Annotated in this window: 15 protein-coding genes and 1 tRNA gene; 6 read left to right on the top strand and 10 right to left on the bottom strand. The window is 42.1% G+C overall.

The features are described from left to right. Positions 1-127 precede the first annotated feature (127 nt). Positions 128-889: a trypsin-like serine protease gene (locus AACX38_RS01465; RefSeq protein WP_228865596.1), complete on the top strand. Its 762-nt coding sequence runs from the start codon at positions 128-130 to the stop codon at positions 887-889. 383 nt (positions 890-1,272) lie between these two features. Beyond that, positions 1,273-1,890, top strand: a complete 618-nt coding sequence (locus tag AACX38_RS01460; RefSeq protein WP_228865595.1) for a riboflavin synthase subunit alpha — start codon at positions 1,273-1,275, stop codon at positions 1,888-1,890. 116 nt (positions 1,891-2,006) lie between these two features. On the opposite strand, the gene purK is transcribed toward AACX38_RS01460, so the two are convergent. The 4 genes from purK to ppiB form a co-directional block, all read right to left on the bottom strand. Continuing rightward, positions 2,007-3,074: a 5-(carboxyamino)imidazole ribonucleotide synthase gene (purK, locus tag AACX38_RS01455; protein WP_228865594.1), complete on the bottom strand. Its 1,068-nt coding sequence runs from the start codon at positions 3,072-3,074 to the stop codon at positions 2,007-2,009. Continuing rightward, entirely contained in the window at positions 3,071-3,625 is a 555-nt protein-coding gene (gene purE / locus AACX38_RS01450; RefSeq protein WP_099122252.1) for a 5-(carboxyamino)imidazole ribonucleotide mutase, read from the bottom strand. The genes purK and purE overlap by 4 nt, the downstream gene beginning before the upstream one ends. Before the next feature lie 164 nt (positions 3,626-3,789). Then, positions 3,790-4,512, bottom strand: a complete 723-nt coding sequence (locus AACX38_RS01445) for a UDP-2,3-diacylglucosamine diphosphatase (RefSeq protein ID WP_228865593.1) — start codon at positions 4,510-4,512, stop codon at positions 3,790-3,792. Between the two features lie 11 nt (positions 4,513-4,523). Next, on the bottom strand, positions 4,524-5,018 hold the full coding sequence (gene ppiB, locus AACX38_RS01440) for a peptidylprolyl isomerase B (protein ID WP_099111334.1): 495 nt from the start codon (positions 5,016-5,018) through the stop codon (positions 4,524-4,526). A gap of 281 nt (positions 5,019-5,299) precedes the next feature. Between ppiB and cysS the strand changes: the two genes are divergently transcribed. Next, a complete protein-coding gene (cysS, locus tag AACX38_RS01435) occupies positions 5,300-6,682 on the top strand; it encodes a cysteine--tRNA ligase (protein ID WP_228865592.1) in 1,383 nt (460 codons plus the stop codon). Positions 6,683-6,762: 80 nt separating this feature from the next. Here the strand turns inward: cysS and sra are convergent, their stop codons facing one another. The 3 genes from sra to folD form a co-directional block, all read right to left on the bottom strand. Further along, on the bottom strand, positions 6,763-6,999 hold the full coding sequence (sra, locus tag AACX38_RS01430) for a stationary-phase-induced ribosome-associated protein (protein ID WP_099111332.1): 237 nt from the start codon (positions 6,997-6,999) through the stop codon (positions 6,763-6,765). Between the two features lie 221 nt (positions 7,000-7,220). Beyond that, a complete protein-coding gene (gene ybcJ / locus AACX38_RS01425) occupies positions 7,221-7,433 on the bottom strand; it encodes a ribosome-associated protein YbcJ (RefSeq protein ID WP_099122255.1) in 213 nt (70 codons plus the stop codon). Continuing rightward, positions 7,433-8,308: a bifunctional methylenetetrahydrofolate dehydrogenase/methenyltetrahydrofolate cyclohydrolase FolD gene (gene folD, locus AACX38_RS01420; RefSeq protein ID WP_228865591.1), complete on the bottom strand. Its 876-nt coding sequence runs from the start codon at positions 8,306-8,308 to the stop codon at positions 7,433-7,435. The genes ybcJ and folD overlap by 1 nt, the downstream gene beginning before the upstream one ends. A 193-nt stretch (positions 8,309-8,501) precedes the next feature. Here folD and AACX38_RS01415 point away from each other — a divergent pair. Next, positions 8,502-8,578: transfer RNA gene (locus tag AACX38_RS01415), tRNA-Arg, on the top strand. Positions 8,579-8,599: 21 nt separating this feature from the next. Here AACX38_RS01415 and AACX38_RS01410 read toward each other — a convergent pair. From AACX38_RS01410 to AACX38_RS01400, 3 genes are all read right to left on the bottom strand, one after another. Beyond that, positions 8,600-9,757, bottom strand: coding sequence for a tyrosine-type recombinase/integrase (locus AACX38_RS01410; RefSeq protein WP_228865590.1), 1,158 nt, complete (start codon positions 9,755-9,757; stop codon positions 8,600-8,602). A 394-nt stretch (positions 9,758-10,151) separates the two neighbouring features. Beyond that, a complete protein-coding gene (locus tag AACX38_RS01405; RefSeq protein ID WP_228865589.1) occupies positions 10,152-10,547 on the bottom strand; it encodes a hypothetical protein in 396 nt (131 codons plus the stop codon). 276 nt (positions 10,548-10,823) lie between these two features. Continuing rightward, positions 10,824-11,435: a helix-turn-helix domain-containing protein gene (locus AACX38_RS01400; protein ID WP_228865588.1), complete on the bottom strand. Its 612-nt coding sequence runs from the start codon at positions 11,433-11,435 to the stop codon at positions 10,824-10,826. A gap of 153 nt (positions 11,436-11,588) precedes the next feature. On the opposite strand from AACX38_RS01400, the gene AACX38_RS01395 reads away from it, so the two are divergent. Together AACX38_RS01395 and AACX38_RS01390 are read left to right on the top strand one after the other, a co-directional pair. Then, positions 11,589-11,825, top strand: coding sequence for a transcriptional regulator (locus tag AACX38_RS01395; protein ID WP_228865587.1), 237 nt, complete (start codon positions 11,589-11,591; stop codon positions 11,823-11,825). A 46-nt stretch (positions 11,826-11,871) separates the two neighbouring features. Continuing rightward, positions 11,872-12,039: helix-turn-helix domain-containing protein (locus AACX38_RS01390; protein ID WP_228865597.1), on the top strand; the 168-nt coding region annotated here is incomplete at its 3' end.

Raw genomic sequence — 12,039 nt, 5'->3', positions numbered from 1 at the left:
TGGTTAATTAATCATGAAAATTGAATGAGCGGCTATAATTCAATAATGATGACTGCATTTTCATTCTGTAGCTATCTCTAATTATAATAAGGTATTGAAATGTTATAACTTCATGAGGGAGTAAAAAATGAAAATTTGGATTAATATATTCATTGCAATTTTTTGTATGGGAATTTTAATAACAGAAAAGGGATTCGCAATAGCTGATGATCCACCGAATCCTAAATATGTTGGATCATATGTTAAGCTTTTATTTTCCTTTGACAATATACACCAGCGTGGTTCATATGAATGTGGCGGAGTAATTATTGGGAGTGACTTGGTACTTACTGCTGCTCATTGTTTTGATGATAATTGGTTAAATGCCAAAAAAAGAGATGTGGAAGTCAGCTATGGGAAAATATATAGCAAAATGTTTGGTCGGAGTGCACACCTCTATTCGGGGAAAAGTTTAGTCAGGTTTATGCCGTCAGTTGATATAGCTATTTTCAAGGTAGATACCGATATGACTTCTATTGGAAAAGGCGCAGAGGTAGCAAAACTACCTGAATCATGCTCAAAAGGAGGTCCAGGAGTGGTATATCCCTTTGAGGGGATTGCATATCAACTAATGGGGGATGATGGGATTATATTACCACATACGATTTATCAGACAACGACAACACTAATTGAAAAGTTCAGTAAAATAGAGGCAATAAATGGTTATGAACTGAGAACACATATTACAGGAAGAAAGGGAGATTCAGGAAGTCCTATTTTTTCAAAAGACGGTATTTTACTTGGTATATTTTCACGTTTTTCTTTTTCCTATGAGTATTCTTACTTTCCTGCAATTTGTTATTATAGGCATCGGATTGAGGCTATAAAAGAAAAATTACATGGAAGTTAATGATATTTTTTTGATTTTCTTATTTATAATAAAAGTGAAGTAACATTATTTCATGTGGAGAGAGTTATTTTGCAAACCGAATTAGAAAATAATAAGGCGTTTATTTTAATGTTAACGCCTTATTTTATTGTGGGAATGTATATTGTAATCGATTGAGTTCCTGATATTTTATAAGGAAGTTTACTCTTGAAGTTTAATTATATTGGATAACTATGGATGTGCTATAAAAGCACCAACTTTAGGATTTTTATACTTATTATGCTATATTAAATTCCTCTTTGATTTATATAAAAAATCATGATGTGACAACGTAGTAAATGTAACCATACGTGTTTAATGTATATTTTTTAAAAATTAATGAATTAACTTCTGGAGTGAACGTCATGTATACAGGAATTGTTCAGGGTAAAGAGAAGGTATTATCACTCAATAAGAATAATGGTTTCAGTACAATAACAGTTAGCAACAATAACCGTCTTTTTGATGATGTTGCCATTGGTGCTAGCGTAGCGATTGATGGCACTTGCCTGACAGTGACCCAATTCAATGAAGATAAAGTCTTTTTTGATATTTCTGATTTTACCGCTGATACCACAACACTAAAATTTCTTTCTATTGGTGATCAGGTCAATATAGAACGTTCACATCAGATGAATAAAGAGAATGGCGGTCATAGTCTTTATGGGCATATAGAGGGTATAGCCGAGGTGGTTGAGTTTACTGCGATAGGCGAAACTTACCGGCTGGTTATCCGGATTCCTCAGGATAATATTAAATATTTTTTCCTGAAAGGTTTTATCGGGCTACATGGATGTAGTTTAACTGTCAATCATATTGATGAGAAAAATAAAACCATTACTTTAAATCTTATCCCAGAAACCTTAAGGATAACGAATCTTAATAAGGTTAAAGTAGGCGACTTCCTTAATTATGAAGTAGACCAAACAACAAGGACAATAGTGGATACTCTGTCCAGAACATTATCCAGGAATAATGTTTGATAAGAAAATTATCGTTGGTAAGAAAAAATAAAATACAGGAAGTAGTCGTGATCATAAGTAATTTACTACTTCCTGCTATCTTTATTATTCCATTGTGGCGAAATATAAAAAATGGATCAGCTTAATTTACTTTGTACCCATTCCAAACCATTTTGGTACTCTGCTGGCAATAATGCTATCAGGCTCTGTAATGTTGTTTTTAATGCATCTTGTTCCGGGTGAACCAGATTCAGATGACCCACTTTACGCCCCGGACGAACTTCCTTGCCATACCAGTGTAAATGAACCAGCGGTAAACTGAGCCATTCTGGGTTTATTTCGGTGCCAATCAGATTGACCATCACAGAAGGGGACAGAACTTCCGGTTGAGGCATAGGTAAATTCAGAATTGCCCGTAGGTGAAGCTCAAACTGACTAATAGAAGCGCCATTTTGTGTCCAATGGCCACTGTTATGTACCCGTGGTGCCAGTTCATTGATAAGCAATTCACCACCGACAATAAAACACTCCATCGCCATAACACCAATGTAATTCAGATGCTCCATAATGCCGGACAACATTTGTTCTGCTTGCTGTTGTAACTGACGATTGGCATTAGTAAAAGCAACACTTGTACGTAGAATCCCTTCCTGATGAAGATTATGGGTCAGCGGATAGAACACTGATTCTCCATCGGCATTACGAGCTCCCACTAGAGAAACCTCCCCTGAGAAAGGGATCCCTTGTTCTACAATGCATTCACCATAAATTTCAGTGGGTAAATCCGTTTCTTTACCCGGCCGGATACGCCATTGACCACGACCGTCATAACCACCGACCCGACGTTTAACGATGGTGAAATCACCCAGTTCACTGAAAATTTGCGGCCATTGGCTAGGATCAGATAATAGCTTCCACGGTGCTGTTGCCAGACCAAGTGTGTTTAAAAGCTGTTTCTGTGGCAAGCGATCAGCAAGTAACGGGAAAATATCACGATTAATAAATGCCTTATGATGGGAAAGCTCGCGTGTTAAAGCCGTTTCAGGCCAGCGTTCAATTTCAGCTGTAATAATGCTGCTTTGATAGGGAACAGATTCTGGTTCAGCATCCAGCCCAATCGGATAGACGGCTATTCCTAATGGTTCGCCTGCCTGACGTAACATCCTGCCTAATTGGCCATTACCCAATACACAAACAGGCTTCATGCATCCTCCCGGGGATCTGGATTTTCCAGAACATCCTGAGTTTGAGTCTGACGCCAGTTTTCCAGTCGCTGAAACAGAGTCTCATCATGTAATGCCAGGACCTGAGCTGCGAGCAAGGCTGCATTTGCTGCGCCTGCTTTACCGATAGCCAATGTACCCACAGGGATCCCTTTGGGCATCTGGACGATAGAATAAAGACTATCCACACCACTCAGGGCTGCACTTTGTACCGGAACACCAAATACAGGAACTAATGTTTTAGCCGCCAGCATCCCCGGCAGGTGCGCAGCACCGCCCGCACCAGCAATAATCACCTCAAAGCCATTTGCTTTCGCTTGTTCAGCAAAATGAAAAAGTTTATCGGGTGTTCGGTGAGCTGAAACAATTTCGACATGAAAAGGAAGATCAAGGGAAGCCAGAATATCAGCTGCGTGTTGCATTGTTGCCCAATCACTTTTTGAACCCATGACAATGGCAATTTTGGCATGATGCTGTATTTCGGTTGTTGCTGCTGTGGAGATAGTTTGTGCGGGATCAGGGCTTGCCGTCATAAATCAGATGCTCCTGTATTGGATGTCCACCAGAACAAAGTTCAAAATAATGTTGTCTTGAAATCCATTATGGATAAGGTGGTGGATAATATCATGCGAATTGCAGAAGGAAAACGTTTGCGTTGGTTGATTTTTTTATTTTTACAGAAAAAAACTCACTATCTTCAAAAAGGAAAAGATACCAGTTCAATAGATGTTTCTGTCACTTTGAACATTGACCCTTGATGATGCCAGGCACCCAATACACCACGATGTAAGATTTTATCGCCGATGGGGATATCATGGATATCCGGGCGATGCGTATGCCCGTGGATCATCCAGTCCACTTGATATTTATTAAAATGTTCAATGACAGTCTGTTGATTGACATCCATGATCGATTCAGATTTCTGACTATTGGCGTACTGGCTTCCTGCCCGCATTCTGGCTGCAATTTTCAGCCGGATAAACAGAGGAAGAAGTAAAAACAGCCGTTGGATCCACGGAGTGTGTACCCGCTTACGATATTGCTGATAACCCGTGTCATCGGTGCAAAGAGTATCACCGTGCAGGATAAGAATGCGCTTACCGTAGAGTTCCAGAACTTTTTCCTGTGGCAGAAGAATCAGCCCGCTCTCTTTGGCAAACCGGGAACTTAATAAAAAATCACGGTTACCATGAATGAAATAACAGGAAACGCCTTTTTGTTTCAGAGAATTAAGTGCTTGTGCGATTTCCGCATGTAAAGGGTTGGGATCATCGTCACCAATCCAGTAATCAAAAAAATCACCAAGGATATACAGGCTTTCCGCATGGATTGCATCTTCACGTAAAAAACGTAGAAAACCGGCAGTAATTGCCGGTTCCTGCTCACTGAGATGCAAATCAGCAATAAACAGTGTACTCATGTAACGACTAATTATTCGCTGACAGTAACACGTTCAACGATAACATCTTCATGTGGTACATCCTGATGCATACCGCTGCGACCAGTTGAAACACCTTTAATCTTATCAACGACGTCCATGCCTTCTACAACTTCAGCAAATACGCAGTAACCCCAGCCGTCAGGGCGTTCTGAGCGGAAGTTCAGGAAATCATTATCAACAACATTGATAAAGAACTGAGCTGTTGCAGAGTGTGGATCATTGGTACGAGCCATTGCCAGAGTGCCACGGCTGTTTTGCAGACCATTATTAGCTTCGTTCTGGATAGGAGATTTAGTCGTTTTCTGCTTCATACCAGGCTCAAAACCACCACCCTGAATCATGAAGCCATTAATGACACGGTGAAAAATAGTGTTATCGTAGAAGCCTTCGCGGCAGTAATTCAAAAAATTTTCAACAGTTACAGGCGCTTTTTCAGCGAAAGTATTAATCACGATATCGCCGAAATTGGTATGGAAAGTCACCATAATAGAAATCCTAATAATATTTTTGACTGACCCTAATATTCTAGAGTGTGCGGAACAACGGCTTTTATACCATATCTGTGATCTTGAGTCAGTACTCAGCCATCCCGTGAGAATAAAGCTGATCGCAATGCTTGCAAAGTGCGGCGTATCAGGGTGAAATATCTAATCCGGCTTTTCTATTATAGTTTATTTATCTAGCTGATAAGGAAGCCCAAAATCAGCGGATTTGTCCGCTTTTGTTTTTTATTACACGTACATCAATTTTTACGGAAAACCCACTGATGCTAAAAATTTTCAATACTCTCAGTCGCCAAAAAGAAGAATTTAAGCCGATCCATGAAGGGAAAGTGGGCATGTACGTGTGTGGCATCACCATTTATGATTTGTGTCACATTGGTCACGGCAGAACATTTATCGCATTTGACGTTATTGCCCGTTACCTGCGTTATTCAGGTTACGATTTAACTTATGTCCGTAATATTACTGATATAGATGATAAAATCATCAAGCGCGCGATTGAAAATAATGAAAGCTGTGATGCCTTGACTACCCGTATGGTGAATGAGATGCACAGCGACTTTGATGCGCTGAATATTATGCGTCCGGATTCAGAGCCACGTGCGATGCAGCATATCCCTGAAATTATTGAGCTTACTGAACTGCTGATCAAACGCGGGCACGCATACGTTGCTGATAATGGTGACGTGATGTTCTCTATCGATAGTAATCCTAATTACGGCCTGCTTTCCCGTCAGGATCTGGAGCAGTTACAGGCCGGTGCTCGTGTTGAAATTGCGGATGTTAAACGTAATCCAATGGATTTCGTGTTGTGGAAAATGTCCAAGCCGGGTGAGCCAAGCTGGGAATCTCCGTGGGGAGCAGGGCGTCCGGGCTGGCATATTGAATGTTCCGCTATGAACGCTAAACAGCTGGGACACCATTTTGATATTCATGGTGGTGGTTCAGATTTAATGTTCCCGCATCATGAAAATGAAATTGCACAATCTACCTGTGCTCACGATGGCCCTTATGTGAATTACTGGATGCATTCCGGTATGGTAATGGTGGATAAAGAGAAGATGTCGAAATCTCTCAACAATTTCTTTACCATCCGTGATGTGCTGGCATATTACGATGCTGAGACAGTGCGTTATTTCCTGATGTCAGGTCACTATCGCAGCCAGTTAAATTATACAGAAGAGAACCTGAAACAGGCTCGTACTGCGCTTGAGCGCCTGTATACATCTTTGCGTGGTACGGATAAATCCGCTCAGCCTGTTGGCGGTGAATCCTTTGAGGCCCGTTTTGTTGAAGCCATGAATGATGACTTCAATACCCCAGAAGCTTATTCCGTACTGTTTGATATCGCTCGTGAAATTAATCGCCTGAAAGCTGACGATATGGCTGCGGCAAACGGGCTGGCAGCTGAGCTGCGTAAGCTGGCGGGAGTTCTGGGGCTGCTGGAGCAAGAGCCTGAACAGTTCCTGCAAGGTGGTGTTGATGACGATGGTGACGTTGCCCAAATCGAGGCACTGATTAAACAGCGTAATGATGCTCGTAAAAACAGAGATTGGGCTTTGGCCGATTCTGCTCGTGACCAGCTTAATGCAATGGGTATTGAATTGGAAGACGGCCCACAGGGCACAACATGGCGTCGTAAATAATCGATTGTGGACAGCCATAAAAATACCAAAACCGCCTCGCTGTAGGCGGTTTATTCTATGATATCTATCAGCTTAATATTTTATTGATTTTTATTCAGATGATTCGGATAAAAAGCATTTCCAGAGTGATAACTGATTTTTCCTGAAGAAGCGTCTCGTTTTTTGGAAATAAAAGACGAATGGTTCAGATGTTCAGGTATTTGATGTTTATCAGTATCGGCGTTGAGATTCAAAAGAGAAATAGTCACTCTACGTTTAGAATTGCTTAACTTATACGGCATGCCCAACAACCTTCTTGCAGCTCTATTACTTAACATAATCAACTCCTTTTCAGTTGTAAGTGAGCTTCTCAGTATAGCAACTAATAAAAAAACCAAAACATTTAAGGCGTGATTGTTTAATAAGCATCGCTGATGTCACAAATCTGTGTGAAACATATCCATCACGTAGGGCGGTATACAATAAAAAAAACGGCACCTTAAATGCGTAACGCATAATAAAGTGCCGTTTCTTTGACGGGGATTAGCGAAGAGCTAAATTATTCTTTAACGCGAACAGAATCACCGTTGAAAGTAACAACTTTTCCTGCAACAATTTTGCAGCGTTTGCGAGTTTCCACCTGAGAATCAACTTCAACCAAACCCTCTGCGATAGCAGCTTTTGCTGCCGCACCGCTTTCACTCCATCCCTGAAGCTTCAGCAAATCGCACAGTTCTACATAAGGGTGGCCATCTAAATAAAAAATTTCCATCACTGTCCTTCAGTTTTGTTTACATCATGATATTCCTCGCAAGCCTGCAAGGTATTTTGAATCAGCGTCGCAACGGTCATCGGGCCGACACCTCCCGGCACAGGGGAAATCCAGCTTGCGTGCTCAGATGCTTTATCAAAATCAACATCTCCGATGACTTTACCATTTTCCAGACGATTGATGCCTACATCAATCACTATTGCACCGGGTTTTACCCACTCACCGGGGATAAAGTTTGGTTTACCGACCGCGACTATCAATAAATCGGCCTGTTCTACATGCTGGCGTAGATCCGTAGTGAAGCGATGAGTGACTGTTGTAGTACATCCAGCCAGCAGCAACTCAAGACTCATCGGACGGCCGACAATATTGGAGGCCCCAATAATAACCGCATTTAACCCATAAGTATTGATATTACAACGCTCAAGTAGAGTCACGATACCTCGTGGCGTACAAGGTCGTAATCTTGGAGCACGCTGGCACAGGCGACCGATATTGTAGGGGTGAAAACCATCCACATCCTTATCAGGGTGAATGCGTTCCAGAACTTTGACATTATCAATACCGGCAGGGAGGGGAAGTTGAACTAAAATACCGTCGATTTCGGGATCATTGTTCAAGTTATCTATCAGAGAGAGTAATTCGGCTTCGCTGGTGGTGTCTAGCATGTCATAAGAGCGTGAAGTAAAACCAACTTCCTCACAGGCGCGGCGTTTACTCGCGACATAAATCTGGGAAGCGGGATTTTCTCCTACTAAAACGACGGCAAGCCCGGGGGCTCGTTTCCCGGCAGCAACACGCTGCCTGACTTTTTCTGCAACTTCGCTTCTGATTGTCTGCGCAATCGTTTTCCCATCAATAATTTTTGCTGACATGTATTTAAGATTCCATCATCAATTATAGGAATGGGAGCTATTTTGTCAGAACATGAACGGCCTGTCAGTTTTAATGATAATCATAAAATGAGCATCTGAACGAAAAGGCCATTGACTCAATCCATTATGCCCGTATAATCCACGTCAGCATCAACACATTGCATTAATGATGTTTCTTATTTCACATCTCAATGCGCCCTTAGCTCAGCTGGATAGAGCAACGGCCTTCTAAGCCGTAGGTCACAGGTTCGAATCCTGTAGGGCGTACCATTTAAAATCAATGACTTGCCTCTATTTTGTAACCACTGTTTTTCCTGATTGGGACAAATTTGGGACACCTCCACCAAAAAGCAGATCAATTTGCCGCGCATGTTCAGTCAGATGATTCGGTGCTAAGTGTGCATAACGCCTTACCATTTCGATTGACTCCCAGCCGCCCATTTCCTGCAAAATTGATAATGGAACACCGGATTGCACTAACCAGCTAGCCCAAGTGTGTCTCAAATCATGAAAACGAAAATCTTCGATTCCTGCTCGTCTTAACGCTGCATTCCATGCAGTGTTATCATCAACACGCATCTTTCTCACATTAGGCAGTGCTGTTCCGTTTGGGCTGATTGATGATTTCGTATGAACGAAAACCCATTTGTTATGGCTTCCTATCTGATCCCGTAACACCCTGCAAGCTGTTTCATTTAGGGCTACCCCTATAGCCCTGGATGATTTGCTTTGATCTGGGTGTATCCATGCGACCTGTCTTTGCATATCAATTTGCGACCACTCCAGATTAATAATATTTGAGCGTCTCAACCCTGTAGCCAGCGCAAACTTAACGACTGACTGAAGTGGTTCGGGACATTCATCAACTAATCTCCGCGCTTCATGAGGCTCCAACCATCTGACTCGTTTTTCTCTGACGGTTGGGACTTTAATCACAGGGGCTTTCTCTAACCATTTCCAATCTCTTTCGGCGGCTCTTAATAGAGCCTTAATCAAAGCTAAGTGCTTTGCCTTGGTCGCTACTGATACTGAGACTTCTTTATAGGCTGGGATCTCGTGTCCTTTTTTCTTGGCTGCCTGAACCTGACTTTCCCAGCGTTCCTTGGCCTTGCGGTTTTTCATCTTGCTAACCGCCGTGTAAATGCTGGCTTCGGTAATATCTTTTAATCTCACTCCGCTGAAGTATTCCAGCCAGAACGCCATACGCCCTTTATCATCATCCAGTGATTTTTTATCGGCCTTTTCCTCAATCCAACGTAAACAGGCTTCATCAAACGTCACATCAGGAAAATCACCCAGCCGTTCTATGCGCCATAATTCGGCCTTTCTTCGATCGTGCAATTCCTGAGCTTGCCTCTTGTCCGTTGTTCCAAGCGATTCCTTAATTCTTTTGCCGCTTGGTGTCGTGTAGTTCCCGTACCATGTATTTCCTCTACGGAAGATTGACATTTTTTATCTCCTTTTTCTGCCACATCTACCGTGCTCACAGGCACAGTTTGGATCGAATTGTTAAGGGCTGCAATACATGCCGCGTATGTAAATAAATAAGGGGATCGGGGTCTGGCGGGATCTTTCTTGTTGTAGGCTATTTTACCTATAGCGCACCAATGGGATAATGTATCGACATTAATGCCGATAAAGTCAGCCGCCTGCTTTCTGGTAAGACTGGCTTTTTTCTTATTCTTATGATTAGCAACGAGCCTCATTTTATTTTTCTCCGAATAATTTACACATTTTTCATACAATAAACCTGCACAAATTAAGCGCTTAATTTCATGATTAAGTCGTTTATTTTTATTTCAGGCAATCCATTGCTGTTATTTTCCTTGCATTCATGAATGTGTTAATTATCAATGATGGTAGTTTTTATTTCCGGGGCTGAAAATTGAGTAAAAGGCAATATATCCACTAAATTCATATACCGTCCTCGCCGCTGATAGAGTGCATAACCGTAATCGACAATCAGTTCTAAATGATAGTAAGGCACAGGCTCGGTATGTTTTGGGCTGACCCGATACGTCGCTAAGATATGATGTTTAAATTCATCGTTATTCTTTATATCCATGCCGTGATGCTGGGTTTTGCCCTGATAATATTGATCTGCCAAAAAGGTAATATGTGTTGTTCCGGCATGCAGGCTGTTTTTTTGTGCGATATTGGCAACAATCCCTTTAATGTTGATAGCCTTTTTTTGTTGTGTTGCCGGTTTTTTGATGATGGCAGAAATGAAGGTACGCATAAATCCTCTCGTTTATTAGGGTAGTGATTATTCCTATCACTTTGATGCCGCTAACATTATCACTTAAATTTCATTAGATCCATACCAAAAGTGATATAAATCAAATTTTTTAATTATCTTATTGATATCAAATAATTTTAATTTGATATCATTTGAATGGTATAGGATTTTTAAGGGGATGATGATTTCAATGGAGTTAAAGATACTGCATTAAAAACAGTATCTTGTCGTAAATCTAGGCAGGGTTTGGTGGTGTTCGAGTGGGAGGGAAGAATGTTATCGTTTTCGCTTCATATTCCGAAATAAATACACAATCACCCCGACGATTTCTATGTCAGGAGTGAGGGTTATCAAGGGAATACGTGAGTCATCCACAGATAAAAAGCCGATAGTTCCCCCTTGTTTATAACGATAAACGGAATAATGTTCTCCGATGCGGGCATAGACTAAATCATCATTGGCGATCTCTTCCTGTGTATCCACCACGATCACCGTCCCTTCCGGCGCTTCAGCACAGCCGGTATTTTGGGTGATGCGATAAGCCCGACAGGATTCAAACGCGGTTTGCTGTTCAGAACAGGCCGGCACCATGAAGCACTCTGGGGTTTCTTGTTCTGCTTCATACATTTTTACCGGTGCATAACGGTTGTCATGCCTGACAGAAAAATCAGTATCACCGGACGGCGATTTATGACCACTGCCATCACTGAGCCACTCCGGGCGAACATCCAAGGCCTTAGCCAAATCAACGAGCCGGCCTGTTTTGGTCGCGTTCCCGGAGAGTAATTTCCATATCATGGATTGCGCCATGCCGGCTTTTTTGGCGAGAGAGGATTGGGTTAGTCCTTTATCTGCCATGGCTTCTTTTAATCTATCAGCAAGAGTCATAAGTGCCTCATGAGGGGGTTATTTTTGTATTGCTATCCTGAATTATCGGTTGCTTATTCTATCTCTAGAGTGATATCTTTACAAATACTCCTATAGTGATATATCTTGACTGTTAGTGATATTGTTATTGCGGTCGTGTTGGAGAAGGGAAAAATGAAAAACAGTGTAATAAAAAAAGTGATAGATATCGCCGGCAGTCAGGCCAAATTGGCTCAGGTACTGGGGTGTGCGCAATCGCTTATCAGTGCATGGTTGTACGGAAAAAAACGGGTTTCGGTATCACGGGTCCCGGATATTGTAGTTTTTTCAAACGGGGCGGTTCAGGCGCATGAATTGCGTCCTGATCTGCCTACCGTTTTCCCGCCGCCTGAAGCGAAAACCCCGCAATAAATTTCCAATTCCCGCTGGTGGCGGGTCGATAACAGGGAGAAATGGCATGAGTATGAGTCTGATGGCGAAGGCAATGAGTATCCGGGTGGGCAATCCCCTGAGAAAACTGGTGCTGATTAAACTGGCCGATAATGCAAACGACAAAGGGGAGTGCTGGCCCTCGTATCAGCATATTGCAGATCACTGTGAATGCAGCAAAAGCGCCGTGCGAAGT

This window comes from Xenorhabdus sp. PB30.3, assembly GCF_963895965.1.
Taxonomy (GTDB): Bacteria; Pseudomonadota; Gammaproteobacteria; order Enterobacterales; family Enterobacteriaceae; genus Xenorhabdus; species Xenorhabdus stockiae.
The sequence above is the reverse complement of the archived record's forward strand: the minus strand, read 5'-3'. Positions and strand labels throughout refer to the sequence as shown.

Bases quoted from the DNA above. Each gene is read 5' to 3' on its own strand.
- AACX38_RS01465 (WP_228865596.1), top strand. From the start codon at position 128: ATGAAAATTTGGATTAATATATTCATTGCAATTTTTTGTATGGGAATT.
- AACX38_RS01460 (WP_228865595.1), top strand. From the start codon at position 1,273: ATGTATACAGGAATTGTTCAGGGTAAAGAGAAGGTATTATCACTCAAT.
- purK (WP_228865594.1), bottom strand. From the start codon at position 3,074: ATGAAGCCTGTTTGTGTATTGGGTAATGGCCAATTAGGCAGGATGTTA.
- purE (WP_099122252.1), bottom strand. From the start codon at position 3,625: ATGACGGCAAGCCCTGATCCCGCACAAACTATCTCCACAGCAGCAACA.
- AACX38_RS01445 (WP_228865593.1), bottom strand. From the start codon at position 4,512: ATGAGTACACTGTTTATTGCTGATTTGCATCTCAGTGAGCAGGAACCG.
- ppiB (WP_099111334.1), bottom strand. From the start codon at position 5,018: ATGGTGACTTTCCATACCAATTTCGGCGATATCGTGATTAATACTTTC.
- cysS (WP_228865592.1), top strand. From the start codon at position 5,300: ATGCTAAAAATTTTCAATACTCTCAGTCGCCAAAAAGAAGAATTTAAG.
- sra (WP_099111332.1), bottom strand. From the start codon at position 6,999: ATGTTAAGTAATAGAGCTGCAAGAAGGTTGTTGGGCATGCCGTATAAG.
- ybcJ (WP_099122255.1), bottom strand. From the start codon at position 7,433: ATGGAAATTTTTTATTTAGATGGCCACCCTTATGTAGAACTGTGCGAT.
- folD (WP_228865591.1), bottom strand. From the start codon at position 8,308: ATGTCAGCAAAAATTATTGATGGGAAAACGATTGCGCAGACAATCAGA.
- AACX38_RS01410 (WP_228865590.1), bottom strand. From the start codon at position 9,757: ATGTCAATCTTCCGTAGAGGAAATACATGGTACGGGAACTACACGACA.
- AACX38_RS01405 (WP_228865589.1), bottom strand. From the start codon at position 10,547: ATGCGTACCTTCATTTCTGCCATCATCAAAAAACCGGCAACACAACAA.
- AACX38_RS01400 (WP_228865588.1), bottom strand. From the start codon at position 11,435: ATGACTCTTGCTGATAGATTAAAAGAAGCCATGGCAGATAAAGGACTA.
- AACX38_RS01395 (WP_228865587.1), top strand. From the start codon at position 11,589: ATGAAAAACAGTGTAATAAAAAAAGTGATAGATATCGCCGGCAGTCAG.